Origin of the sequence: Flagellimonas olearia, assembly GCF_004150225.1 — a bacterium.
GTDB classification, from domain to species: Bacteria; Bacteroidota; Bacteroidia; order Flavobacteriales; family Flavobacteriaceae; genus Flagellimonas; species Flagellimonas olearia.
The window spans coordinates 240305-267189 of record NZ_ML142912.1; the positions used below are offsets into that span (position 1 = coordinate 240305).

The window sequence follows — 26885 nt, forward strand, 5'->3', positions numbered from 1 at the left end:
CCCATTTAAAGAGCTCGTCCATAAAGCATGTGGAAAAGGCTCGCGCGGTTTTTTCCTTGGAAGAAAGCCTGTTTATGGAGAAGCTTGAGCCTTCCCGGACCTCTAAAGGGAAGGGTCTCATGGTGTACTTTCCCAACGGAAATGGGGAAATGGTTCCCTTTGTGCTTACCGAAACACCTGTATTACACCCTGAATTGGCGAAAAAGTATCCCAATATCCGGTCGTTTACAGGGATGAGCCAAGATGGGAAATATAAAATCAAACTCAGTAGTTCCCACAATGGCCTCCAGACTATGATGGTGAACCTGAACAATCATGAAAAGGTTTTCATGGAGCCTATATCAAATAAACCCAACGCCTACGTGCTTTACGATAAAGGATCTGATGCCGATGGAAAGAATAGCTTTGTCTGTGAGACCGAGGAAATTCAGCAAAGTCTTACTGCAAAAACCATTGTGCCCTTGGTGGATGATCAAGTGCTCCGTAAGTATAGGATTGCTGTTTCGGTAACTGGCGAATACACCATCTATCATGGGGGCACTGTTGCAGATGCCTTGGCCGCTATCAATGCTACCTTGACGCGGGTCAATGAGGTCTTTGAAACCGATTTGGGGGTTACTTTGGAGTTGGTCCCCAATAATGACCTAGTGATTTATACCAATCCGAATACCGATCCATACACTGGGAATTTTAATTCCCAGGTCCAGAATACACTTACCACCAATATAGGGGAAGCCAATTACGATGTTGGGCATTTGTTTCACAAGGTGGGGTCTGTTTCCCAAAATAACGGTAATGCGGGTTTTGTAGGGGCGGTGTGTGTGGATAACCAAAAGGGGAGTGCTTTTTCAGCAGCCTTTGAGCCCGAAGGGGACATCTTTGACCTTGATTTTGTATCACATGAATTGGGTCATCAATTTGGTGCCAACCATACATGGTCTTTTGAGTCGGAAGGAACCGGTGTGCAGGCCGAACCAGCCAGTGGAACCACCATTATGGGTTATGCCGGCATTGTTGAAGGAAATAACGTAGCCCCAAATGGGGATGATTATTTTCACTATAACAGCATCCTGCAAATATCGGATTACCTGCAGTCTACTTCGTGTGCCCAAACCACAGCGATTGCCAACTCTCCCCCAGTACTTTCACCCGTAAATGACTTTATTATACCAATAGGGACAGCTTTTGTATTGGAGAGTAGTGCAACAGACCCAGACCTGGGGGATGTTCTTACATACACTTGGGAACAAATCAATAATGGTGTGGTAACGACCAATACCTTTGGACCAACCAATGCCAGTGGTGCCAATTTTAGATCATTGCCCCCTTCCACCGACCCGGAGAGATATTTCCCCCGATTGTCCGAGGTGATGCAAGGAAACCTTACTCAGACCACCCCTGGAGAAAGTGAGGCATGGGAAACTGTTTCTGAAATAGAGCGGAGACTGACCTTTGCCTGTACCGTAAGAGACAACGCTTCAGGTGGAGGGCAAGTAGTATCGGATGTGTTGGATGTAAAAGTCATTAAAGCGGCAGGACCTTTTGTAGTGACATCCCAAACTTCATCAGAAACATACAGTGCGGGGTCTATTCAAGAAGTTACGTGGGATGTGGCCAACACCAACATTTTACCTATTGATGCAAAGACCGTGGATATTTTCCTTTCTTTGGATGGAGGGGTAACTTTCCCCATTTTGTTGGCCGATGACACCCTGAATGATGGGGCGGAGGATATACTTCTGCCGGGGAATGCTGTGTCCAATGCTCGTATTATGGTAAAGGCGAGTGATAATATTTTCTTTGCTGTGAATGCAACGGATTTTACAATCGAGGCCTCAGAGGTAGTCTTGGGGTTCTCCGAATTGTCTTATTCCGTTTGCCAACCTAACGACATTATCATCCCTTTTACTTATCAGACTTTTTTGGGATTCAATGAAACTTCTACATTCTCAGCAGATGTACCTGTGGGTATAACAGCAGTTTTTTCACCGACCAATGCAAGCGTTGATGGTACCTCGGTGGATTTAACACTTTCCAATACGGGAAGTGTTGCTCCTGGGGTCTATGATATTACGGTTACCTCTACTTCGGCCTCGGTAACCAAGGACGTGATCTTGTCGCTTAATCTACAGGATTCTGGCTTTGCAGAGGTGGTATTGGTCTCTCCCGGCGATATGGAAGCAAATACATCTTTGAAAACCCAATTGGAATGGGAGATTGACCCTATGTACTCCAATTATGATGTGGAAATTGCCACGGACGTCGGGTTTTCCAACGTGATTGAATCAGCGTCGGTACCATTCAACTTTTATAAGGCCACAAATTTGGAGGAACAAACCGAATATTTTTGGAGGGTGCGCCCGAGTAATGACTGCGGTACGGGCACTTTTGGAACACCTTTCAGTTTTACAACCATACAGTTGAACTGTAAGAATTTTGAATCCAAGAATCTGCCCTTGGAAATTTCCAATGTGGGGACTCCAACCGTAACTTCATCCATACAGTTTTTTGAAGATTTGCCCATTTCCGATGTCAATGTAAATCTGGAATTGGATCACACCTATTTGGAAGATTTAATGATCACCCTTATTTCTCCCCAGGGTACCCGGGTTGCTTTGATATCCAGTACCTGTGGCGGGTTGAATAATATAAATGCTGTTTTTGATGATGATGGAAGTGCGATTGTTTGTGGAGGAAATCCAGCTATTTCTGGAACCGTGGCTCCTTTGGGTTCTTTGGCTTCGCTGAATGGAGAATCCATTTTGGGGGAATGGGTGTTGGAAGTCAAGGACAATGCATCCAGTGATGGAGGAACATTGATAGCTTTTTCCATGGAAGTCTGTGTGGAAGGTAATTTTAGGCCAGATGATGATGAAGATGGTGTCTTTGACGATGGGGACGATCTTTGCTTGGGTACACCAAAAGGCGTTGAAGTGGATACCAATGGTTGTGCGGTCTATCGATTTGCTCCAGATAATTTTGAGGTGCAAATCCTCAGCGAGACCTGCAGGGATAACAATAATGGTTCCGTGACCATTACCCCAATGGACAATACCATAGCGTATTCTGCTATTTTGGATGGTGGAGGTTCACCAATTAATGTTGATTTCACCAATGAACATACGTTTTCCAGTTTAAATGCTGGAACATATTCTTTGTGTATTTCTGGGACCAATGGCTTGATTACATATCGTGAAGTGTGTTTCGATATTGTGGTTTCTGAACCTGATATCTTGGAAGTGGTTGCCCTTGCAGAAGAAGGTTTTGTGCAGCTTAATATGAGTGGAGCCAATTTGTATAATGTGGAACTAAACGGATTGGTGACCCAGACTAGGGATTCCAACATACAATTGGAATTAAAGCAAGGACAGAACACTTTGAAAGTGTATACGGATTTACCTTGTCAAGGTGTTTTTGAACAGACCTATTTTAATGCGTTGCAGCCTATTTTGTCCCCAAACCCAACAAGGGGAATCACGGAAGTTTATCTGAATGGATATGTCGGGGTTGTATCGCTAAAGGTGTTCTCATCAAATGGAAGGTTGGTGAAGACCTATGTAAAAAGATTGTATGGGGAAAATTTGGAGTTGGACGTGTCGGAACTATCCAAGGGAGCTTATTACCTTCAGGTTGAAAAAGAAGGAATTAAGGATACATTTAAATTGATTAAAAAATGAAGCAACTTTTAGTCAGTCTTATCCTTTTGCTATTATTGGTCTCTTGCGGAGGAAATGATGATGGGCCTGTGACTCCTGAAGCGGCAGAGTTGGTTTTCCCTGCGGAAAACTCCGAATGTACCACAGGGGTAAGTGTAAATGAAGAACTGAGTCAGGTTACATTTGAGTGGAGATCTTCGGCGAATACCAATAGTTACACTTTGACGGTGGTCAATTTGGAAACCAACGTTCCACAAACCTTATCAACCGCAGCCACATCGGTCAGTCTGTCCATAGCCAAGGGAACTCCTTTTGCATGGTCCGTTACCTCAACCAACAGTAGGTCCGATCAGGTGGTAACAAGTGAGACATGGTTGTTTTATAATGCGGGTGCCCAAACCACTTATACACCTTTTCCTGCGCGGGCCGTATCTCCCGTTTCAGGTTCAACAGTGTTGAAGGATATAGCCAATGAAGTTACCTTGGAATGGTCTGGAGCTGATGTGGACGGAGATATAGTTTCGTTCGAAGTATTTTTTTCTGACCAAAACCCTCCGAGCACATCTTTAGGAACCGTTGGAGCAACCACTATGAAATCGAACGTAAGCGTAATATCCGGGGAAACGTATTATTGGGAGGTCTTGACCACGGACCAAGAAGGAAATACTTCAGATTCTGGGGTGTTTGAGTTCAAGGTGCATTGAGCCTAAGAACCATTGAACTGGTTCATGGTGTTCTTTGTGCCTGCAAAAATAAAAGATAGAACAAGATCTGCTGCTTTTTGTAACCGTTCTGGGAGTGCTTGGTTTTCCTCGCTGTTCCATTTCCCGAGAACGTAATCCACCTGCTTTCCCTTACTGAATTCAGCACCAACCCCAAATCTGAAACGGTTGTATTGGGAGGTCTGCAGGGTATTCTGTATGTCCTTTAGCCCATTGTGGCCCCCATCGCTTCCTTTGGTCTTCAGGCGGATAGTGCCAAAGGGAAGATTGATATCGTCCGTGATTACAAGTACATTGTCCAATGGGATTTTTTCCTTGTCCATCCAATATTTAACGGCTTTTCCGCTTAAGTTCATGTAAGTGGAAGGTTTTAGGCACAAAACGCTTTTTCCTTTGTGCTTAAATGTCGCTACCGCGCCGAGTTTGGCATCTTCATAAGTGAAGCTTTCCTGTTCTGCCAAAAAATCCAATATTTTAAACCCAATGTTATGTCGGGTCTCTTCGTATTCTGACCCTATATTTCCCAATCCGACTATAAGGAATTTTTTCATGGAATCTGTTTCTTGTAGTAAGGGTTTGGTAGTGTTGAAAAATGCTTTGATGAATTTGAGCATCTGTTTAAACAATGTATTTGTCCAAAAATACAAAAGCATCCCATTAGTTGCTTGATCGCAAATGGGATGCTTTGTGTTTTATAGATGTAACGGCCTATTCCGTAGCTTCTGCTTCTGGGGCATCGCCACCTTCAGCAGCACCTTCAGCGCCTTCCTCTTCTTCATCATCTTCTGAATCATCAGCAACAGAAGTTCTGGAAGCTTTCACCTGTACCACCGCAGTACTATCTGGGTGTAGAATGGTAAAATCATCGCTCAACAAGGTTTCTACCGCAATGGTACCACCGATTCTAAGTTTGGAAATATCCACTGTGATAAAATCAGGCAACAATTCTGGCAATGCCTTGATGGATAGTTTTCTTTTCCTGAACAACAAACGACCACCATTTCGTACCCCTGGAGAGTTTCCTTCCAAACGTACGGGGATGTTCATGGTCACAGGTTTGTCATTGAACAATTGATAGAAATCGATGTGTAAAATTTTGTCGGTCACAGGGTGAAATTGAATGTCCTGAAGTACCGCGTCAAATTTTTGACCATTTTCCAACTCAATCACAGCAGTGTGTGCGTTGGGAGTGTACACTAAATCTCTGAATGAGATTTCTTCCGCAGAAAAATGCAATGGACTTTCCCCTCCGTACAGCACGCAAGGGACCTTTCCAGCATTACGTAGGGCCTTGGTAGATACCTTGCCCACGCTTTCTCTTTGGGATCCTTTGATAGTAATTGACTTCATTGTAATATATTAAATTGATTTACATTAAAAATTTTGAAGATATGGAAGTGTTGTGGTGAACCCTGTGCATTACATCCGCAAAGAGGTTGGCACAACCCAATACTTTTATTTTTTTCTGGTTATGGTCAATGGGAATTGAATCTGTGATGATCAGTTCCGTCAACTTTGAGTTTTCTATTCTTTCATAGGCGTTTCCGGACAACAATCCGTGTGTGGTCACTGCTCGTACACTTAAGGCGCCACGTTCCATCATAAGGTCTGCAGCCTTGGTAAGGGTTCCCGCGGTGTCCACCATATCATCCACCAAAACCACATTCTTGCCCTCTACATCCCCAATGAGTTCCATATGGGAAATCACATTGGCCTTGGCCCGTTGTTTATAACAGATGACCACATCGCACTCCAATGCTTTGGAATAGGCATAGGCCCTTTTGGAACCACCCATATCCGGGGAGGCAATGCAGAGATTATCCAGATTGAGTTCCTTTAAATAGGGAAGGAACAAGGTGGAAGCGAACAAATGGTCCACAGGTTTTTCAAAAAAGCCTTGGATTTGATCCGCGTGCAAGTCCATGGTTATGATCCTTGTGGCTCCCGCTGTTTCCAACATCTTGGCTACAAGTTTCGCGGCAATAGGCACACGGGGTTTGTCCTTTCTGTCCTGTCTGGCCCAGCCAAAATACGGCATCACGGCGGTAATGTGTCTTGCCGAGGCTCTTTTGGCGGCATCCAACATCAACAGCATTTCCATTAAATTTTCCGAGCTTGGGTTGGTGGAACCAATGATAAAGATGCGTGCCCCGCGAATGGATTCCTCAAAGGAAGGCTGGAATTCCCCGTCGCTGTATCTGGAAAATTGTATCTTTCCCAAATCTGCACCGTATGAAGCGGCTATTTTTCTGCCGAGTTCAATACTTTGGGTACATGCAAAAATTTTGGGTTCAGGAACTTGATAGGCCATTGCAAACTCTTGTTGTCTAGCTTTTTAACGATGCTTTCTGGTAAAGAGGTGCAAATTTAAAAATTAATTCGGGTTGCTAAAGGATAAATACAAGTATTTTTTGGTGTTGAATAAAAATATTTGTTTAGCTTTGCATTCCATTTTGAAAAAACATCCAGAAATGCCTTGGTGGCGGAACTGGTAGACGCGCTGGATTCAAAATCCAGTGTCTTCGGACGTGTGGGTTCGATTCCCACCCAAGGTACAAAGAGTCCCTGTAAACATTGAGTTTGCAGGGATTTTTTTATGCTGTGCCGCAAAGTTTTGTCTTTGGTGTTGAGGATTACCCTATGAAACCTTAATTTTCAATTCTAAAACCAAATGCCAAATGATAAAATCCTTAAGTGTCATCTTTCTTTTTTTGGTGGTAGGTGAGTTTGTCACCTATGTTTTCAAGATTCCCATAGCCGGAAACATCATAGGGATGGTGTTGATCTTTCTGGCCTTGAAATTCAAGGCAATCCCATTGGAAATGGTGAAGCCGGCCTCAGACAAACTGCTGAAATATCTGGTCCTCTTTTTTGTGCCGTATGGGGTGGGACTCATGGTGCATTTTGAGACCATAAAGGAACATTGGCTCTCCATTGGGTTGGCTGTTTTGGGAAGCACTCTACTAACATTGTACCTAACGGCATTTCTTCAAGAAAAACTCGAGAAAAAATGAAAGCCTTTATCGCCTTGCCCGTGGTTTGGGTATTTTTGACCTTGGCCGTGTTTTTTATGGCCCAACGGCTGCATAAGAGAGTGGGATGGGCCGTGACCACCCCAATTCTAGTGACTATTTTGGTACTTATCCTGTTCCTGTCCCTATTTGATATTGACTTTGAAACCTATGACAATGGTGGAAAATTTCTCAGTTTCTTTTTAGGGCCTTCAGTAGTAGCACTTGGCGTTTTGTTTTATGAAAAATTGGATGAGATCAAATCCAATCTGATGCCTTTTTGTATCTCCGTATGTATAGGTGGACTGAGCAGTATACTGAGCTTGATTTTTATATTATTGGCCTTTAAGGCGCCTGAGATATTGATCAGGTCCTTGGCCCCAAAATCGGTTACCACACCCATAGCCATTGAAGTGGCCAAATCGGTTGGGGGCGTACCCTCCATTACGGCAGGAGTGGTCATTGCGGTTGGGATTTTTGGCAATGCCTTTGGAATCCATATCCTTAAACTTTTGGGCATTACCAGCAAAACAGCCATTGGGACCGCCTTGGGTACGGCATCCCATGGCATAGGTACGGCAAGGGCGCTGGAAGAAAGTAAACTGGCAGGAGTGTATAGTGGTTTGGCCCTTTGTGTCAACGGGCTAGTGACGGCCATAGCAACTCCGTTTATCATCGAATGGTGGATGGGGTGATCAAGATTCCATATAGATGTTTTTGGCTAACTTGATGAACATTTCAAGGGTTGGATGAATCAATATAACTACAGATATATAGAGCATGAAGAAAAAATATAAGGGAAGAAACTTGGGCTATCTCCTTTTAATGGGTTGGTTCGGATTGATTTCAACAACGGGGATCGGGCAACAAAGCGAAAAGATGGTTTGGCATGATGCCTCTACAATGTTTGTGGCAGGCAAACTGAATACGTTGGATACTGAACCCTTTCAACGCTTTCCAGCTAATATGAAGGAAAAAGTCAGGGAACAGGTATGGCGGTTGTCGCGAAATTCGGCTGGCCTTTACCTTGAATTCAAGACCGATGCCGGCGATATTGAGGTTCAGTATGGAGTGGAGAACCCGCATGCATTTCAACATATGCCTGCAACAGGGGTAAGTGGTGTGGATTTGTATGCATTTGATGAAGATAAAAATTGGCAGTGGGTGAGGGGCACCTACAGCTTTAAGGACACAATTACCTATAGTTATAATGGCATTAAGCCGGAAAATCGTAAAATAATCAAAACCTATCGGCTTTATTTGCCATTGTACAACACACTGGAGTGGCTAAAAATAGGGGTGCCGGAAACCTCTGTTTTTGAGGATGTAAAAACGATTACGGAGCAGAAGCCCATAGTGGTGTATGGCACTTCCATTGTTCAGGGAGGGTGTGCGTCGCGTGCCGGAATGGCATGGCCTGCAATTTTGGGCAGACAGCTGGGCCAACCCATACGAAACCTCGGTTTTTCAGGAAACGGGAGACTGGAACCGGAAATCATTGATTTCATGGCCCAAAACCAAGCTTCCCTTTTTGTGTTGGATTGTATGGCGAACTTTACGTTGGAAGGAAGTCTTGGTGCCCAAGAAGCGGAGAAGCGTATTCTTAAGGCTGTTCAGGATTTAAGGGATAAACAACCCAATGTGCCTATATTGTTGGTAGAACATGCGGGCTATTCCGATGGAGAAATGCAGCCCCAACGGAAGAAAGTATATGAAGCACTGAACATAGCCACCCAAAATGCCTATGCCCAGTTGATAGCCCAAAAAGTGAAGTCCATATACCTTTTAGAAAAGGCCGAAATGGGTTTGGGTGAGGATAGTTTTGTGGATGGTACCCACCCCAATGACCACGGCATGGTAAAATATGCTGCGGCTGTTGGTAATAGCATTACCAAAAGGATTGCCGTGGATGGGAAAACTTCAGAATGATATCTTATCCAGAGTTCTTGCAATCCCAATGAATTAATTGGACTGTATAACACATGGTTACCCTTTTTTGGGATGATTTCATTTCATGGGTTGGGCCTTACAGTCCATGATGATGTAGTTGAAGTGCTCCACATCGTCAGGATTTAGTTTCAGTGTGCCGGTTACGCTCACCACGGCATCCATCTTGAAGGACTGTGCGGAATCGAATTGTAGTTCAATGGCGGTTTCGGGCCCTGCCGCTCCACAGAAAAAGCAGGTAGCCATAGGGTTTTTGGATAAAATATAGGCGTTTTCACCCGGGGAAATATTGATGAAATACCCAACAATGGAAACTTCTTGATTATCCAAGGACAGGACATGATCTGAAAATGTGGGCGCCAAAAATTCAGCCCCAAAAGAAGGGATGTACTTTATGGAAAAAGTAACCTCGGCCAAGTCGTCCCAGTCTATTTGTTTTTGTGCTTGTAGGGTGACTGAAAAGATCAATGATGCCATTGCGATGCAAATTTTATTTTTCATGACTCAGAATTTTGGATATGTTCATTTTGATGATGGGGGATATGGCAAGGCCTATGGCCAATAATACCATGAGCAGCGCTAATCCCCCGGTTTGTGCTATTTCTTTGTAATTCAGCAAGAGAGGGACGCTTTGCTTGTATTGGTCCATAATCATTTCAAAAATGAATCGTACCCCTATTTGGGACAGCAATATGCCCACGACAAAAGCAATGCCCACGATCAAGAGCCCTTCATAGGCCACCATTTTTACCAACTGCGGAACATTGGCCCCGTAGGTGCGCATCAAGGCTAGGTCAAAAGCGCGGTCCCGAACCATTCTGTACAAGCTTATAAATATGGTGATACAGGAAATGATGAGGATGATATAGGCAATCCATGTTACCGTTTTTACGCCGACCCCTGTGAACTGGTACAAGCGCTCCAGTTCGTATTTTGGGAGGGCGGCTTGCATGGTGGTATTTGAATTGATGTTTCTGGGAAGTGTTAAAAAGCCCATGGGACTCCTGAACGTCACCAACAAAGAGGTAATCTCTTTTTCATGGTTATCATTGGGAGCAGCTTCATGGTGGTGTACATCCCAAATGGTGTTAAGGTCGGTCACGATCAACCGATCCAATATTTTATGGGTGAGTTTGTAGATGCCCACAACGGTCAAGGGTTCTTCATGGTCATGGTCATTTTTTTCTGCCAATCCATGTGAACTAAGGAATGTATCCCCAATGTGTAGGTCAAACCTTTCTGCCACTGCGGCTCCCAAGACAACTTCCATGGGTTTTTGAACGACCCTTCCGTGTTCTATGGTTGCATTATACAGTATGGAAAAATTATGGGTAGTTCCCACGATGCGATACCCTTTATAATTGTCACCATAGGAAATGGGCACGGCCATTTTTACCAAAGGATTTTTGGATAGCTTTTGGGCCTCTTTATAGGAAATGTTCCCGGTGGGATTATCTATGTGCAATACTGAGGAAAGTACCAACTGTAGTGGACTCCCTTTGGCACCAACCACCATATCTATGTTTCCAAGATTGTTTTCCAATTGCTGTTTGAATGATGCTTCCATTTGTTGGATGGCCAGAAGAAGGGCAATGCTTACAGAGAGAATAAGAATGCTCAAAAAGGTGTATAAGGGCTTGTGCCGAAAATTCCGTATGCTGATGCTCCAAACGTTCATAGTGTCAAGGAATTTTGGAACAGGGGTTGTATCCTCCCATCGTGTGTGATTACGATGAGATTGGCATTATTGGCTGTTGCCTGGTCTATGAGCAGCTGTATTACGGCCTCACAGTTGTCATCATCAAGGCTTGACGTGGGTTCGTCTGCCAAGATCAGTTGCGGACGGTGAATGACCGACATGGCAATACCCAGCCGTTGCAATTGTCCCTCGCTAAGTTCCCGTACTTTCTTGGATTGGCAGTCAATGATGTCCAATTGTTCCAATAGGTCCGAGATGATGGTGTTTGAAATGGCCTTGTTGGCGAAGAAAAGCCTGGCCTGCAAATTTTCAAATACGTTTAAGGATTGAATGGCATGGTTTTTTTGGAATACCAGACCAATGTTCTGTCCCCTGAAGCGGTCCATTTTCCTGTTTGAAAGGGAATGGATGGAGATCCCTTCAATTTCAACCTTGCCCTCCAAAGGGGTAAGCAATCCGGCCAACAAGTGTAAAAAAGTAGTTTTGCCAACACCGGATTTGCCTAAAATGAGCAGATTTTCACTTGGCCCCAATGAAATATCGGGAAAGTTGAAAACCATGTCCCTTTCATCGTATTGAAAGGTGAGTCCACTTGTTTTTATCATAGAAGTCCACTTTAGTCCACAATTTTTATATCTATGGAGGTCCTGCTCTGCCATCCTGTGGCATCGGTTACCGAAAAGGCACAATGATAATCTCCTATATCAATGTCATTTGGAATGGCGACAGTGAGGTTGATTTCATAGGAAGTCCCACCATTTTCAATAGTGTGGTTTTCCATAAATATCATGGGATTGACCGCATTTTTTATAGGACTCAACTCACATTGGGCCCCTTGGTCGTCATGGGTGTGATGGTCAAAGTTGTGATGGATGTTGAGGCTGTATGCGGCCAGTTCCATATTATCGGTGACCATGGCCTTGAAGGTGTAGGATTGTCCTTTTTGGATTTCTTCGCAGGCCTGCGGAAACCCTCCGCTATAGTTTACACTGATGGTGGGTTTTTCCTCATCTACAGATGAGCTGTCACCATTGGAGCAGGATATCAGCCAGCTGATGGGAAGGATGATCAAAAGTAATTTTGCTAACAGTTTCATTTTGAAAAAATTAAAGCCGCATGGTATGGCACCACACCATGCGGCAATTAGGATTATGATTCGGTTACGTCAATGTGGGTTTCATACTCGTAGGTGTTTCCGTCTTCATCTTCAATGGTGAAAATGATATGATATTCGCCGGCTGGAGCTGTGACCGGCACATCAATGTGCTTGTGGAATTCTGCTTCGGTCAGCTCGTGGAAATCTTCTGAGTAATCGCCTTCATAATCCCATTCAACTTCACCTTCTCCAACCTCTAAACCATGGGCATGAACGTCAACCAGAACTTCGTGAATTCCGTTAACGGCTTCAATCATGAATTCAATATGAAAATCACTTCCCCTGGCCACGGTTTCATCCATATCAAAATCACTTATAGTGATTGGGTCCAAAACTTGTACATGGCCTTCGGCCTCAGTGCTGTTGCCTAGCTCGTCGGTTACCGTCAAAACAATATGGTATTCCCCGGCCGGAATGTTGGAAGGGATGTCTATGTGTTCATGGAAAGTGGGGTTTATGACCAAATAACTGGCATCCGTCCAGGTTTGTTCATAATCCCACTCCACTTCGCCTTCTCCCACTTCCAGGTCATGGGCATGGATGTCAATGGAAATGCTGCTCACAATGCCTTCTGCGGTAATCTCTGCTTCCAAATGAATGTCGGACCCTTTGTAGGCAACTTGATCGGTGGAATGTGAACTGCCCTCCCCGTATTCAAAATTGGAGACTGCAGGGGCAGCCACGGGCGGAGTGCCTTCGTCATCACTGCTACAGGAATAGAGGGCGAGGCCTAAAAAAATAATTAGTGCTAAAGATTTAAAATTTGCTTTCATTCTACTTGTTTTTGGGTTTACTAATTTGATTTATATTAAAATGGTATAGTGGCCGAAATCGATAGGTTCCTACCGGGTTCGGGGACATCTATAAGTCTGTAAAAACTGGTGTGGTCGTAATACTCCGTGTTGAACACATTGTTGAGTTTGATGCGCATATGCACGGGTTCGCCGTTTCCAAAGAGAGGCAGTTGGGTCATGGCGGACAGGTTGAACGCTTGATACCCTTCCGTTCGCTCTTCGGGGGGTACAATTTCATTTTGCGCGGCCGTTGCCCTAAAATCAATGGTGATCAATGGTTGTTGAAAAAACAGGACATCCTTAAATTGATAATTGATTGAGAACAGCCCGGACAGGGGAGGGGAAAAAGGCAAGGTGAAATCCTTTTTAGGACCACTGGTCTGTCTTGCATACACATATTCCAAGGAAGCATCCAAGTGCAAGGCATCGGTCAGGTTGAACCCTGCTTTGACCTCACCGCCAAACCGGAACACCTTACTTTGGGTATACTCATAGATTTGAAGGGTCTCGTAATAATTGGGTGTGGGATTCAGATAGATGAAGTTGTCAAAATAATTCACGAAAGGACTTATGCCCAGAGTAAACCACTGGTTGGAGTGATCAATGGCCAAATCCACTTGATAGGATTCCTCGGGATCTAGGTCAATGTTGCCCCGCTCGTAGCGATACATGTGATAGTTGACCCCATCTGAAGCCAATTCGTTGGCCAATGGCATCCGAAAACTTTTCCCCAAATTGATTTTATAGGTGGTATTCTTGCTGAGGTAGCTCATGCCCACCGAACCACTGAGATTTCCAAAATTCAGGCTTTTGTCCTGTGCACGTTGTAAGCGAACATAGGAGGTTGTGCCATTTGGATTGTTGATGGTGGATGTGAACCAATCGTAATACGCCCTGGTTTCCACAAGGCCCGCATCGTACCGCAGGCCAGCTTGCAAATGGAAGTTTTCGTTGATCTTGAAATGGTCATAGGCGAAGACCCCTGCGGAATACCGGTCGTACTCCGGAATCAAGAAACCCCACCCCCCAATATTGTTGTTCTGCAGCTCGGCATCCACTCCAAAAACCACATCATGTTTTGCATTGGGCCTAAAGGTGTCCTTGGCATTTATGGAAAAGGTATTCTTGGTAAAAACTCTTTCCCTGCTGTTGGGTGGAGTGGGCATATAGCCATGGGGGACGGGTTCTGAATGCTCTTCCCTTTGGTTGTTTTGGTAGCCCAGATCTAGGTGCAGGGTGTGTTTCCCTTTGTAGAGGGTGGTATTGTTGATGACCTTAAAATGGTTCACTTTGTGAAAGGGAAGGTCTACATCCCTATTGGAACTATCATAATCAATGGTTGAGGTCCTTACCTCCAATCCGTGTGCGTTGGCAAAAAAGCCGTTTTTGGCATTGACATTGCTGAAGAAGGTCTCGGATTTGATGTCATCTTTTGCAAATCCAATACTGAAACTGGCATTGGCCTCCCTTCCTGCAGTATTCCTTAAATGATTTTCATGGAGTTCAAAAATGTAGCTTTCGTACCGTATCCGATCGGTGGGTACTTTATAATCCCCATAATCCCTGTAAGTGAGCCTGGCTCGGTAGAACCAGTTTTGTTTTCTGGTTTGGATTCCTGCGGATACTCCCAATAGATCATTGTTGGTTTCTCCCAAGAGGTTTACTTCTCCCCCAAAAGAATTTGGTAAGGGAATGTTTGGGGGTTGAATGTCCACAACACCGGCTATGGCATCGGAACCATAGAGTAAGGAAGCCGGACCTTTTATAATTTGGATGTTGTCTATGCCATATTGGTCTATTTCCAACCCATGGTCGTTGCCCCACTGTTGGGCTTCGTGCTTTATGCCATTTTGCACCACACTTACCCTGTTGAACCCCAATCCCCTAATAGTGGGCTTGGACTGTCCAGAACCTATGGTCATGGTACTTACCCCGGGAATTTTTCGCAGGGTCTGCATAAGGCTGTTCTCTCGGTTTTTCTCCAGGAATTCCTTGTTCACCCCAACAGAAATGGTGGAAAGTTCTTGGGCTTTGCGGTGTTCGGTCTTTCCATAAAGTTCCACCTCATCAAGATTGGTGACAGATGCCACTAATTCAATGGTAATCCAGTCCATATTGGGATTGACCTCCAGGGTAAGCTGTTGGGAGGTGTATCCTATATGGGTTATTGTAAATTTTTTTGGGCCTTGGGGGACATTTTCAATACTGAATTCACCACGATCGGACGAAACGGCAAATAAATTATCACCTATGATGTTGGCCCCAATAATTGGACTTTGGGTATGGGCATCTATAATAACTCCATTTATGGTATGGAGTTCTTGTGCAGATGCTTGAAGACATAGACCGATGTATAGCCATGCCATGAGCATTTTGTTGCGCATTATGTAAATACTATAAAATTGTAGGATATGCTCCTGACAAGGAGCTTAATGGCCAGGTTCCATTACATCTTGTGTAAGCAATAATTGTACAGGTTGCCCTAAAAAGGCTGTACGTGTACCATACAATGTGCTACAAATAAAATCTCGGTTGAAATTGTAGGAACAATTGAGTTTGACCCAAAGGGTAACAGTACAATATTTAGCAAAAATGTAAGGAAAATTAGACTGTAGGAGGGGGGCGTGAAAAAGGAAGGTTTAGGCTTGTGACAGATGGAATGTGTGCATCATAATCTACGCCGATTTCCTTTTGAAGGACAAATTCAACGATTTTGGTCAGGGGTTCGTGTGAATCTGAAAGTACAGCAGGTACTTGATGGTCCGCTGCAATATTGTGGCATATGGCACAATGGTCTAGGTAGTCTTTATCGTCATCATGCGAAAGCACGTGTAGTCCTGCAAGCTCCGTGGTAAGAAACAATGCGAGGAAAAAGTACGTAATGCTATGTATGAGACGATTTTTTTTCATACGCTCACAAACTTATTAAAAAAGTTCTGTTATTGTTGTGTACACCATGTTAATATGGGATTTTTTGAAGTAATTGATACAAAACTGAACGCTTTTGTTCAAAAATTTTCCTCGGTCAGCTCCTTATTGATTACTGCTCCGGCAAAATTTCCTTGGTGCACGGCATTGGCCACCGAACGCATAGGAGAGGTATTATCACCGCAGGCATATATACCATCAACGGTCGTTTTTTGCAGTCCATCTATTTTGATGTATCCCTGTTCTGTGATTTCGCAACCTAATGTTTCTGGAATCTTACAGTGTTGTTCAAAGGGGATTCCGGCGTAGAGCGCATCGAGCCGTATTTTTTTTCCATTTTTAAAAACGATATGGACCATATTTCCATTTTCATGTTCAATGTGATGGATTTCACCTTCTTCAATTTTAATGTTATGTTGTTGAAGTTTTTCTAATTGCTCCGTTGTAAAATCACTTTTATTGGAGGTAATCATGGTGAGGTCCTGTGTAAGATTGTTGACCAACCCGGCTAGATGAAAGGCCTTTTCCGCAGGGGCCCATATACCGGTCTTTTTTCCATGAAATTCATAGCCATGGCAATAGGGGCAATGGATAAGTGTTTTTCCCCAACATTCAGAAAATCCGGGGATATTGGGAACATTGTCCTTCACGCCCGTGGCAAAAATCAACTTCTCGGTCTCAAATTTTTTACCGGATTGTGTGCTGATTTCAAAACCTTCGGCTGTTTTTTTTCCATCAATGGCAACATCTGTATGAAAATGAACCGTATTGTATTGTGATACCTGTTGTTGGGCAAGGGATGAAATTTCCGAAGGGGTCTTTCCGTCTTGGGTAAGGAAGTTATGGGAGTGGGGCGTGGGTTTATTGCAAGGTTCACCCGAATCTATCACCAAAACTTTTTTTAAAGATCTACCAAGGGTCATGGCTGCTGATAAACCGGCATAGCTGCCACCGATAATGATCACATCAAAAACGCTACTTTGTTCCATTTTATGGTTTTATGGGGGATTGGGTTGCCAAAGTTAGAAACATTTTTTATTATTGCAACAAAGTCGCATTAATAAATCATGAAACGAAGAAGCACACCTACCAAAGAAGCGGTATTGGATTTGTTATCCCAGAGAGGTAAGGCCATGAGCCAGGATGCCATTGAGCGGGAAATAGATATCGATATCAACCGTGCGACCATCTATAGGGTCCTGAACAGTTTCTGTGACGATGGCATTGTGCATAGAATTGTGGCCGAAGATGGGAAGCAGTATTTTGCATTCTGCATAAACTGTGGTGAAAACAAGGTGCCCACCCATCACTTTCATTTTAGATGTACCACGTGCCAAACCATAGAGTGCTTGAAGGAGGAGGTTCATTTTTCATTGCCCATGGGCTATGCCGTGGAAAAAGTGAACTGTATCTTGACTGGAACTTGTGAGGATTGTTCTTGACTGTGGAGTTGTTGAAATTCCATACCTAACCCATCTATATGACAGGGCTTACTATCAAGATTTTGCGGCCATAGCGGAGGAAGATTTGATTTAATGTAATAATCTGATTTTCAATTATTTAAATTTACTGTTTTTAACAAGACCGCTCTCTTTTTTAAAAACTCGCCTCATATATCCCAACTTTCACAACAAATGATTGGCGAAAGACAACATAACTTCCGTTTTGTTGAGGTTTGTTAATATGTTTGAGTGGGCGTAATGCCTAGGTCCAACCTCATTTCCTCAACTATGAACATGCCTCAATGCCATTGGAACAAAAGATGCCGCTTGTTGGCTATTTTGTTTTTGTTTTTATCACTTCAGATGGGGTACGGGCAATTGTGTTCTGCGGATGCAGGTCCGGATGTGACTGTAAGCCAAGTGGGCAATGTCTTCTTAAATGCAGTGGCTCCAGTTACTGGAACGGGGGAATGGACACAGTCATCTGGCCCCTCTCTGGTGGGTTTTGCCAATGCCAACGATCCCAATACCCAAGTTTTTGGAATGGTTCCGGGGACGTATATTTTTGAATGGACCGTTTCGGACCCATCCTGCACCGATGCATCCGATACGGTAGGAGTTACCTTTTTAGGAGTAGACCTTGAACTGGATATTTTGGCCAGCAATTCGAGCCCGGATGTAGGAGACATAGTGACCTTTACCATCAATCTCAGCAATTTAGGGGATGTGGATGCCACAGGAGTCGCTATTGAGAATATTGTGCCGGCAGGTTACGAAAATGTCAATACCATAAGTGATGGGGGAACCTTTTTTGTAGGACCCCGGGCCATAGTTTGGACGGGACTCAATGTACCCCAAGGAACAAACACTTTATCGCTAACGTTCAATGCAACGGTGCAGACCCCCACAGGGACTTCAAGTGAGTTTGCCCATACGGCCGAGGTCACTTTTTGTGATCAAATTGATTTGGACAGTACTCCAAATAATGATGATGGTGACCAAAGCGAGGATGATGAAGATTCCGTAATAGCTTCTCCCCAACTGGCGGACCTGTCCTTGACAAAGGCGGTAGTTGGCGGTAATCTTTCCCCAGAGGTGGGTGAACAGATCAGTTTTGAGATAACCTTGACCAACAATGGTCCCGATGATGCCACGAATGTCCTTGTGGAGGATCAATTGCTTTCAGGGTTCAGTTATGTTTCCTATACCGCTACGGCGGGGACCTATAGTTCTGCCAGTGGACTTTGGCAAATAGGAACGTTGTCCAATGGGGTCTCGGAAACCTTGATTATTGACGTAGTGGCAAACCCAACTGGAACATATACCAATACAGCACAAGTGGAAGCATCCGATGGGTTTGATGTGGATTCGACCCCCGGCAATGGAGTCCCTTCCGAGGATGATCAAGGGAGTGTGACCTTATCTCCAGTGGAAGTCATTGACCTTTCCTTGACCAAGACCATAAGCAAGTCCCCACCTTTGGTGAGTGATAATGTCATATTCACACTAACGGTTTCCAATGCAGGCCCCAGTGAGGCCACTTCCGTGGAAGTAACCGATATACTGCCTTCTGGCTTTACCTATGTTTCTGATAATGGTGGGGGAGCTTATGACGAGACCACGGGTATTTGGAATGTGGGAACTTTGGCCAGTGGAGCTTCAGAAAGCGTGAATATTCTGGTAAACGTCAACCCAACAGGAAATTACACTAACGTGGCCGAGATTACCAACCATGACCAAATGGATTCAGATTCCACCCCAAATAACAATACTCCTGGTGAAGATGACCAAGATGAAGTGGTGGTGAGTCCCAATCCCTTGGTGGATGTTTCGGTAACCAAAATGGCGAATGACCTTACCCCCAATGTGGGTGACCAGATTGTATTTACCATTACCGTACTTAATGACGGACCCAGTGAAGCGACCAATGTGGTGGTCACCGATCAGTTGGCATCCGGATACGGACTGGTCAGTGCTGTTCCATCAGTAGGAACCTATAATGCAGTGAACGGGGTTTGGAACATTGGGAGTTTGGCCAATGCAACCTCTGAAACCCTTACCATAACGGCCAACGTGCTCTCCATTGGCGATTATGCCAATACTGCGGAATTGACCGGATTAACAGAATTGGATGTGGATTCCACCCCCGGAAACAGCAACGGTTCCGAAGATGATCAGGAAACGGTGGTGCCAACTCCGGTACCGGTATCCGATTTGCTGTTGCGCAAATCTGTGGGCCAGCTTAGTCCCTTGGTGGGTGAAGACGTAATTTTTAGCATCAATATCTCCAATTTGGGACCAAGCGATGTGACGGGAGTGGAGATAATGGACCTGTTGCCCTCTGGGTATACCTATGTTTCCAACAGTAGAACCGCAGGAGCGTATGATGCTGCTACGGGAATTTGGGAATTGAACAATGTACTGCCCAATGGAGTGACCGAGACCTTGAACATTGTGGCTACGGTGAATGCCACCGGAGATTACTTCAATGTAACCGAGGTGTTCTCGTCCAACAATGTGGATCCCAATTCAACCCCAAACAACAATAATGTTTTTGAAAACGACCAAGACAGTGCTGGAACCATTCCCATTCCGGCTTCGGATTTGGAGTTGAGCAAAACTGTGGATAACGAATTCCCTGATGTTTCCGATACCGTAACATTTACCTTGACTTTGGAAAATGTGGGGCCAAGCGATGCAAGCGGCATAGTGGTGGAAGACCTATTGCCTTCTGGGTATACCTATGTTTCGGATGATTCCGGAGGACTATATGATCCTTATGGTGGTTTCTGGTACTTGGGAAGTGTCACAGGAGGGGCGAATGCAACACTTAATATTGAGGCAGTGGTAAATCCTTCGGGAAACTATACCAATAGGGCAGAAGTAGTTTCGGCCATTCAAGTAGATCCAGATTCCACTCCCGGGAATGGTGTATTGGCGGAAGATGATCAAGATACACAATCCACAACTCCCAGACATGTCTCGGATATTTCACTGGCCATGACAGCGGATAATCTGACTCCGTCCGCGGGCGACGAAATTATTTTTACGATTACAGTGAACAATGCTGGACCCAATGACGCTACAGGTCTGGTGATTGAAGACGAATTGGCATCAGGCTACAGCTTTATAAGCGCTATGACCTCTTCGGGGACCTATGATGAGATTGCAGGTTCTTGGAATGTTGCCACCATAACAAGTGGAGGTTCGGAAACTTTGGTGTTGATGGCCTTGGTGCTGCCCAATGGAAATTATAAAAACACTGCCGAATTAATTGCTTTGGGAACCTATGACCCAGACTCTACGCCCAACAACAACTTGGGTTCGGAAGATGATCAAGTAAGTTTGGTCCCTATCCCGGATGGTTTGGCCGATCTATCCCTGACCAAGATGGTGGATAATCCCGTGCCCAATGTTGGTGACGTGATCCGATTTACCATCAGTGTCACCAATGGTGGGCCTACCGATGCTACTGGGGTGGTGATTTCTGATTTTCTACCCATAGGATACACCTATCAATCCCATACGGCCACGGCCGGAGTATATAATCCGAATACGGGCTTGTGGAACGTGAATCGGACGATTTTCAATCAAAATACGGAAACCTTGGAAATTCTCGCCATGGTGAACACGCCAACCGGTGAAACCGATGAGTATTTGAACGTGGCCGAAATCACCACGAGTGATTTTGCCGACCCGGATAGTGATCCCAACCAAGGAATCGCCATGGATGATTTTTCCGATGGTGTCCAGGATGATGATGAAGCCAGTGCCTTTGTGGTTCCCCAGACCACGGATTTGGCTTTGACCAAAGAAGTAGATAAGATTTTAGTAAATATTGGCGATGAAGTGGTGTTTACCATAACAGTGACCAATTTGGGAGCTGTACCTGCGACCAACATTGGGGTAGAGGAACAATTACCACAAGGGTACCGGTTGGTTACTTCCCAATCCTCTTTGGGTTTTTATGATGAAGCGTCCGGTTTTTGGGAGTTGGATACCTTGGAAGTCTCGGAAACGGCCCAACTTGAGTTGACCGTGGAGGTTTTGGATATTGAAGATTACCTAAATACGGCAAGTTTGGCCTTTGTGGATCAGTTGGACACCAACAGTGACAATGACAGTGCGGAAGCCTTTGTTTCCCCCAGTTGTTTGGTGGTCTACAACGAGTTTTCACCCAATGGGGATGGGGTCAACGATTATTTTAAGATCGATTGTATTTCCAGATATCCCCAAAACGTACTTCAGGTGTATAATCGATGGGGCAATATCGTGTACGAAAAACGCTCCTATAACAATGATTGGGACGGTACGCCCAATGGCAGGGCCATTGTGCAGAAAGAAGATCAGTTGCCCGTGGGCACCTACTACTATATTTTGGACTTGGGTGATGGCTCCGAGCCGCGAACGGATTGGTTATATCTAAATCGATAGGAAAATGGGGTGGAGCTTGACTAAATACATACAAGAATTGAAAAAGCGAGTTGGACTTGTGGGTTTACTAGTGGCCTGCTTCGGATGCTTTTCCGGATCCGCGCAACAAGATCCCCAGTTTACCCAATACATGTACAACACCATGAGTGTGAATCCAGCATATGCCGGTTCCCAAGGCTACCTTACGGCTTTATTGTTGCACCGTTCCCAATGGGTTGGCATCAACGGGGCGCCGAATACCCAGGTCTTGGCGGTGGACACTCCCTTGGAAAACAAACTGGGCGTGGGAGGTATATTGGCACATGATGCCTTGGGGCCCTCTTCAGAAATTTTTGTAGATGGAAATGTGTCCTACACCATACAACTGGATAGTACCAATCGAAAACTGTCCTTTGGCCTAAAAGCGGGTGGACGACTTTTTGATGTGGATTTCTCAAAAGGGCTGACCGAAAATCCCGATATGGCCTTTCAAAATAATATCAAGAGCAAATTTTTCCCGACCATTGGGGCGGGGCTGTATTACCAAACCAAGGATAGTTATTTGGGCTTTGCCGTCCCCAACTTCTTTTCTCAAAAACATTACGATGGGGAAGAACAAGAGATAGCAGCGGAAAGGCTCCATTACTATTTTATAGGGGGAAAGATGTTCGAGGTGACCCCTGAGGTGGTGCTTCGGCCATCCTTTTTTATAAAATGGGTCCCGGGGGCACCGATTATTTTGGATGTTTCGGCCAATGCCATCATCAGGGAAACCTTCACCTTTGGTGCCGCCTATAGGTGGGATGATTCCTTTTCCGTGTTATTGGGACTTCAAATCAATTCCAATTTGAATGCGGGCTATGCATACGACCTAACATCATCCAATTTAGGGGCTTACACCGGGGGAAGCCATGAACTGTTTCTCAGATATCAATTCAAAGAGATGAAAAAAGAGGTAATATCAGAATGAGATTGCCCTAGACCATATACCAAACCTAGAACCTAACCTCATGCAGCATGCCTTCAACATACGTTGGAGGCTTTTTTATTGAAAAAAATTCAAAGTGATGCAACCCTTTCATTTTTGATTTGTCATTGGGATAGAATGAAATAGAACTATTTTTAGCGTCATTGAATAATCGTCCAGGATTTTTGGAAGCAAACGTACGTTTTACGCACCAAGTTTTGGTGGAGCAGAGCAAACAAGGGAACCCGAATGCACAATACCAGTTGTATGGATTGTACGTGGATGCCATGTTCAACGTGGCCATGCGCTTACTCACCATTCGGGAGGATGCCGAGGATGTTTTGCAGGAAAGTTTTGTGGAGGCGTTTAAAAAATTGGACACATTTCGGTTTGAGAGCACTTTCGGCGCATGGCTCAAACGAATTGTGATCAATAGGAGCATCAACCACTTAAAGGCAAAACGGTTGCTGTTCGCGTCCATGGAAAATGAAGGGGAACCCCTGGAAGAAGATGAAAAAGTAGAGGATGATGATTTTGAAATGGAAAAGATAAAAACTGGTCTGGCCCAATTGCCAGAGGGGTACCGACAAATCATCACCTTGTATCTGATCGAAGGGTATGACCATGTTGAGATTGGGGAAATCCTTGGAATAACCACTTCCACTTCCAAGTCGCAATACCACCGCGCTAAAAAGAAACTAATTCAAATTGTAAAGGAGTTATGATGGACAATTTTGAAAAACGTATTAGGGAGAACAAGGAGGCTTTTAATGTTCACAAGGTGGACAGGGACAAGCTTTGGAAAGGCATAGCCTCGCAATTGGAGGAGAAAACGGAACCCAAGGTCATCCCACTTTGGAAATCGAGAGGGTTTAGGGTAGCAGCATCCATTGTGTTGCTGGTAGGACTTTCACTGACAGCATTTATGACGATGAATGCTCCAAGCCAAAATATGGAGGGGTATGCCAGTGAGGAACTTTTGGAAATAGACATGCATTATCAGCATCTGGTACATCAACAGGTAGTGTTGATACAGGAAAACCCAAAACTTTCTGCCTTGGACAAAGAAGAGTTTTTATCCTTCATGGATGAACTGGACGAGGAATACATGCAATTAAAATTGGAAATGCGGGACAATCTGGACAATGAACGGGTACTCGAAGCTATTGTGAACAACTATAAAAAGCGTATTGAGTTGATAGAGAATTTGCTGAAACAGATAAACGCTTCAAAAAACGAAATGGATTATGAGGGATATACACTATAAAACCATGATTACGGCACTGTTGGTGTCTTTCTGTACCATTGCCACCCTCGCGCAAAGCGAACACAGCAAGCAATGGAACAAGACCTATGATCTCTCCCCTACGGGCAAGGTGCATATCGAGAACAAGTACGGGAATGTGGTCATCAATGGATGGGGTAAGGACCAGGTTAAGGTGTCCGTGTCCATTCAAGTGAACCATAGGAAGGATGAAAGCGCGGAAAAACTATTGGAGCGGATTCAGCCCAAGGCCATCCAAGCCGGAAATTTTATCCAATTCATATCCGAAATAAAAGATCGTGATGCCAATCTTTTCGCCAAATATTTCAGCAAGGCCAATCCGTTCGATTTTGATAAATCCAACGTGCAGATAGATTATGAAGTATTCCTGCCCATCAATGCTGAGCTCAATATCAATAATAAGTTCGGTGACATCATCATAGAGGCATGGGAAGGGGATTTGGAAACCGATCTCCAACATGGGGATATTTGGATCAATAGCGATATATCAACGGCCAAGGCGGATATACGTTTCGGGAAATTCAATGCCCGGAACATGGGGTATGGGAATATTAAAATGGACAATGGTTCCATTGACATTGAACATGCCCAAAAGCTGAAAATCTTGAGTAGTGGAAGTGAGATAACTTTGGACCAAGTGGCAGATTTGGAACTCTATTCCAGTAAAGATGAAGTGGAATTGATGATGGTAGGAAGTCTTCGGGGGGATTTTAAATTTTCAAATGTGGACATTGCCGATGTAACAAATGGGATGTTCCTCACACTAAGGATTGCGGATGTGGACATCAAAAAAGTGTCCAAACCTGATGCAGACATCAATATTGTACAGGAATCCTCAGAAATCAACATGAACGTTGCGGGCTTGGCCTTTGATTTTGGCGCGACCTTGGAGCAAGGTCTGTTGCGGGTGCCCAAGACCTTTACCGATATCAAGACCAATGTGACCAATGAAGGAAGCAAGATCAGGGATATCACGGCAAGTTATGGCAGCGGGACCAAAGGGAAATTTACCATCAATGGAATCAAAGGAGTAATCGTCCTTACCGATTGATGTAACATAAAAGTTGCGGAAGATGCAACCTTTTAAAAATTTGAATGTCTTTAAAACGAAAACCAAAAAACGAAACATGATACGACTGAAACCAATACTTCCCATACTTCTTTTAGGATGTATGGCCATGGGTCAAGCCCAAGAGGAGGTAGACTACATTGAATTTAACGACCGTAAGAATGTGGTGCATGGGGTGTACTTGGGCCTCACCACCTATTATGGGGAGATTAAGGGAAAATCCACGTATTTGGGTGGACTTAAGGTAGCCTACGTAGCCAACCGACAGTTTGAAGTCGGGTTTGCAGGGGTCTTCTTGTACTCAGAACAGGACAATCCCAGAACCATCAATGAAGATTTGATTGGAGCATACGGAGGACTTCATTTGGAGCCCATACTTTTTAGCAAGTCGGTGGTGAACCTTTCCTTTCCCTTGCTCATTGGGGCTGGGGGCGTAGGGTATCTGGGGAATGACTTTGACGACCGTATTGGCGATGTTGATGAGGATGATATCGATGCCATTTTTGTGGCAGAACCTGGGGTAAGCCTTTTGTTCAATATTTCCAGATACCTGCAATTGGAAGCCGGGGTCAAATATCGTTTTTCCAGTAAGTTGGAATTGGATGCCAGTCCGCTCCGTAACATCAATGGGTTTTCTGGGGGCATTGGGCTCAAAGTGGGTGTTTTCAATATGGGACGTAATCGGTACAAAAAACACCTGCGCAATGGCCAATAAATCAAAAAACAACAGACAATCATTGCATCAGGCAGTGGTGGCCAGACATGTGTTCTCACAAAATGGGACCGTGTTCTTGAGAAGCGCCCAAAACCTTGAAATGAGCGAGTGGTCCGCCATAAACTTTTATTGGATGCCCGTACTGAAATTGGAACGGGAACTCGGCTCATAACAGTTTTTTTAATCAAATCACATCAAAAAATGAATGGTATGAAATCAATTCAAAGGATTGCTATTGCCCTATTTTTGGGTTTTACAGTAACATCTTGTGTCCAAGAAAGTATATGGGTTTCGGAGGAGGTATCCACTAGGGACTATGACTTTACTGGTATAAGGGCACTACAAGTATCATCGGATTTTAGGGCCTACGTTACTTTTTCCGATACAGAGGAGAAGGTTTCCATCAAGGCCAATGATAATCTGTTCAGAAGGATCGATGCTTATATGGAAGGGAGTAAACTGGTGGTTAAACTGGAGAACAATGTTCGGGTTAGGGGGAAGGAGACCATGGAACTCTATGTGACCACAAAGAGCATTTCCAAGTTCAAGGCTTCGGCTGATGCGGCCATCTTTATGGAAAGTCCCATAAATACCAATACGGTTTCCATTGAGCTGAGTTCCGATGCTTATTTTGAAGGGGACATCACGGCGGATGATCTGGAACTCCATATGGCTTCGGACAGTGAGGCCGAAATGTATTTGGATGTACAGGATGCGTATTTGGATCTTTCATCAAGTTCCAGACTGCAAGGGGAATCCAAGATAAAAGATGCCAAGATCAGACTTGCTTCGGATGCCGAAGTGGATATGATAGGTACCATTGAAAGCCTGGACGCCATCATGTCGTCGGACAGTGAGTTGAAGGATTATGGACTTGAAGTGCAGGATTTGCGAATAGATCTTACGTCGGACAGTGATGCCTTTTTAACGGTTACCGGCACCATTGATGTTACGGCCAACTCGGATAGTAGATTGTATTACAAGGGCGATGCGGAGATTATCCGGCAAGTGTTGTCCAGTGATGGGAAAGTCATCAAGAAATAGCCTTATCTTTATATCCTTGGTCCCATGGAAGGGATTT

At 44.5% G+C, this 26885-nt stretch carries 25 protein-coding genes and 1 tRNA gene; 15 read left to right on the forward strand and 11 right to left on the reverse strand.

Features of this window, described 5'->3' with window-relative positions; translation table 11 throughout:
* Window positions 1-74: 74 nt before the first annotated feature.
* Together DN53_RS14415 and DN53_RS14420 are read left to right on the forward strand one after the other, a co-directional pair.
* A complete protein-coding gene (locus DN53_RS14415; RefSeq protein WP_242502148.1) occupies window positions 75-3677 on the forward strand; it encodes a reprolysin-like metallopeptidase in 3603 nt (1200 codons plus the stop codon).
* Complete coding sequence (locus tag DN53_RS14420) at window positions 3674-4360, forward strand: hypothetical protein (RefSeq protein WP_129655315.1); 687 nt, start codon at window positions 3674-3676, stop codon at window positions 4358-4360. Before DN53_RS14415 ends, DN53_RS14420 begins: the two co-directional genes overlap by 4 nt.
* Before the next feature lie 2 nt (window positions 4361-4362).
* On the opposite strand, the gene pth is transcribed toward DN53_RS14420, so the two are convergent.
* The 3 genes from pth to DN53_RS14435 form a co-directional block, all read right to left on the reverse strand.
* Entirely contained in the window at window positions 4363-4992 is a 630-nt protein-coding gene (pth, locus tag DN53_RS14425; RefSeq protein ID WP_129655317.1) for an aminoacyl-tRNA hydrolase, read from the reverse strand.
* Window positions 4993-5086: 94 nt separating this feature from the next.
* Entirely contained in the window at window positions 5087-5728 is a 642-nt protein-coding gene (locus tag DN53_RS14430) for a 50S ribosomal protein L25/general stress protein Ctc (RefSeq protein WP_129655319.1), read from the reverse strand.
* 19 nt (window positions 5729-5747) lie between these two features.
* Entirely contained in the window at window positions 5748-6689 is a 942-nt protein-coding gene (locus DN53_RS14435) for a ribose-phosphate pyrophosphokinase (RefSeq protein WP_129655321.1), read from the reverse strand.
* 162 nt (window positions 6690-6851) lie between these two features.
* On the opposite strand from DN53_RS14435, the gene DN53_RS14440 reads away from it, so the two are divergent.
* The 4 genes from DN53_RS14440 (at window position 6852) to DN53_RS14455 (ending at window position 9318) form a co-directional block, all read left to right on the forward strand.
* Window positions 6852-6933 (forward strand) — tRNA-Leu (locus DN53_RS14440).
* Window positions 6934-7056: 123 nt separating this feature from the next.
* A complete protein-coding gene (locus tag DN53_RS14445; protein WP_129655323.1) occupies window positions 7057-7392 on the forward strand; it encodes a CidA/LrgA family protein in 336 nt (111 codons plus the stop codon).
* The gene (locus DN53_RS14450) at window positions 7389-8084 is read left to right on the forward strand and encodes an LrgB family protein (RefSeq protein WP_129655325.1); all 696 of its coding nucleotides are present in this window, start codon (window positions 7389-7391) and stop codon (window positions 8082-8084) included. The genes DN53_RS14445 and DN53_RS14450 overlap by 4 nt, the downstream gene beginning before the upstream one ends.
* Window positions 8085-8169: 85 nt before the next feature.
* A complete protein-coding gene (locus tag DN53_RS14455) occupies window positions 8170-9318 on the forward strand; it encodes an SGNH/GDSL hydrolase family protein (protein ID WP_129655327.1) in 1149 nt (382 codons plus the stop codon).
* A 78-nt stretch (window positions 9319-9396) separates the two neighbouring features.
* On the opposite strand, the gene DN53_RS14460 is transcribed toward DN53_RS14455, so the two are convergent.
* The 8 genes from DN53_RS14460 to DN53_RS14495 all read right to left on the reverse strand — a co-directional run bounded on the left by DN53_RS14460 (window position 9397) and on the right by DN53_RS14495 (window position 16902).
* The gene (locus DN53_RS14460) at window positions 9397-9837 is read right to left on the reverse strand and encodes a hypothetical protein (protein WP_207211124.1); all 441 of its coding nucleotides are present in this window, start codon (window positions 9835-9837) and stop codon (window positions 9397-9399) included.
* Window positions 9827-11014: an ABC transporter permease gene (locus DN53_RS14465; RefSeq protein WP_129655329.1), complete on the reverse strand. Its 1188-nt coding sequence runs from the start codon at window positions 11012-11014 to the stop codon at window positions 9827-9829. Before DN53_RS14465 ends, DN53_RS14460 begins: the two co-directional genes overlap by 11 nt.
* Window positions 11011-11640 (reverse strand): ABC transporter ATP-binding protein, encoded by a 630-nt coding sequence (locus tag DN53_RS14470; protein WP_207211125.1) that lies wholly within the window; start codon window positions 11638-11640, stop codon window positions 11011-11013. The genes DN53_RS14465 and DN53_RS14470 overlap by 4 nt, the downstream gene beginning before the upstream one ends.
* 11 nt (window positions 11641-11651) lie before the next feature.
* The gene (locus DN53_RS14475; RefSeq protein ID WP_129655333.1) at window positions 11652-12131 is read right to left on the reverse strand and encodes a DUF4625 domain-containing protein; all 480 of its coding nucleotides are present in this window, start codon (window positions 12129-12131) and stop codon (window positions 11652-11654) included.
* Between the two features lie 53 nt (window positions 12132-12184).
* Entirely contained in the window at window positions 12185-12964 is a 780-nt protein-coding gene (locus DN53_RS14480; RefSeq protein WP_129655335.1) for a DUF4625 domain-containing protein, read from the reverse strand.
* Between the two features lie 35 nt (window positions 12965-12999).
* The gene (locus DN53_RS14485; RefSeq protein ID WP_242502149.1) at window positions 13000-15351 is read right to left on the reverse strand and encodes a TonB-dependent receptor; all 2352 of its coding nucleotides are present in this window, start codon (window positions 15349-15351) and stop codon (window positions 13000-13002) included.
* A 238-nt stretch (window positions 15352-15589) separates the two neighbouring features.
* A complete protein-coding gene (locus DN53_RS14490; RefSeq protein WP_129655337.1) occupies window positions 15590-15895 on the reverse strand; it encodes a hypothetical protein in 306 nt (101 codons plus the stop codon).
* A 98-nt stretch (window positions 15896-15993) separates the two neighbouring features.
* A complete protein-coding gene (locus DN53_RS14495) occupies window positions 15994-16902 on the reverse strand; it encodes an NAD(P)/FAD-dependent oxidoreductase (RefSeq protein ID WP_129655339.1) in 909 nt (302 codons plus the stop codon).
* Between the two features lie 78 nt (window positions 16903-16980).
* On the opposite strand from DN53_RS14495, the gene DN53_RS14500 reads away from it, so the two are divergent.
* The 9 genes from DN53_RS14500 (at window position 16981) to DN53_RS14540 (ending at window position 26848) form a co-directional block, all read left to right on the forward strand.
* Window positions 16981-17355 (forward strand): Fur family transcriptional regulator, encoded by a 375-nt coding sequence (locus DN53_RS14500; protein WP_129655341.1) that lies wholly within the window; start codon window positions 16981-16983, stop codon window positions 17353-17355.
* A gap of 363 nt (window positions 17356-17718) precedes the next feature.
* The gene (locus DN53_RS14505; protein WP_165357442.1) at window positions 17719-21789 is read left to right on the forward strand and encodes a T9SS type B sorting domain-containing protein; all 4071 of its coding nucleotides are present in this window, start codon (window positions 17719-17721) and stop codon (window positions 21787-21789) included.
* A 37-nt stretch (window positions 21790-21826) separates the two neighbouring features.
* The gene (locus tag DN53_RS14510; RefSeq protein ID WP_242502150.1) at window positions 21827-22738 is read left to right on the forward strand and encodes a PorP/SprF family type IX secretion system membrane protein; all 912 of its coding nucleotides are present in this window, start codon (window positions 21827-21829) and stop codon (window positions 22736-22738) included.
* A 182-nt stretch (window positions 22739-22920) separates the two neighbouring features.
* A complete protein-coding gene (locus DN53_RS14515; protein WP_242502151.1) occupies window positions 22921-23460 on the forward strand; it encodes an RNA polymerase sigma factor in 540 nt (179 codons plus the stop codon).
* A complete protein-coding gene (locus DN53_RS14520; protein WP_129655347.1) occupies window positions 23457-24002 on the forward strand; it encodes a hypothetical protein in 546 nt (181 codons plus the stop codon). The genes DN53_RS14515 and DN53_RS14520 overlap by 4 nt, the downstream gene beginning before the upstream one ends.
* The gene (locus DN53_RS14525; protein ID WP_129655349.1) at window positions 23983-25071 is read left to right on the forward strand and encodes a hypothetical protein; all 1089 of its coding nucleotides are present in this window, start codon (window positions 23983-23985) and stop codon (window positions 25069-25071) included. The genes DN53_RS14520 and DN53_RS14525 overlap by 20 nt, the downstream gene beginning before the upstream one ends.
* A gap of 76 nt (window positions 25072-25147) precedes the next feature.
* A complete protein-coding gene (locus DN53_RS14530; protein ID WP_129655351.1) occupies window positions 25148-25804 on the forward strand; it encodes a hypothetical protein in 657 nt (218 codons plus the stop codon).
* Window positions 25794-25976, forward strand: a complete 183-nt coding sequence (locus tag DN53_RS14535; protein ID WP_129655353.1) for a hypothetical protein — start codon at window positions 25794-25796, stop codon at window positions 25974-25976. The genes DN53_RS14530 and DN53_RS14535 overlap by 11 nt, the downstream gene beginning before the upstream one ends.
* A 38-nt stretch (window positions 25977-26014) precedes the next feature.
* A complete protein-coding gene (locus DN53_RS14540) occupies window positions 26015-26848 on the forward strand; it encodes a GIN domain-containing protein (RefSeq protein WP_165357444.1) in 834 nt (277 codons plus the stop codon).
* Window positions 26849-26885 lie beyond the last annotated feature (37 nt).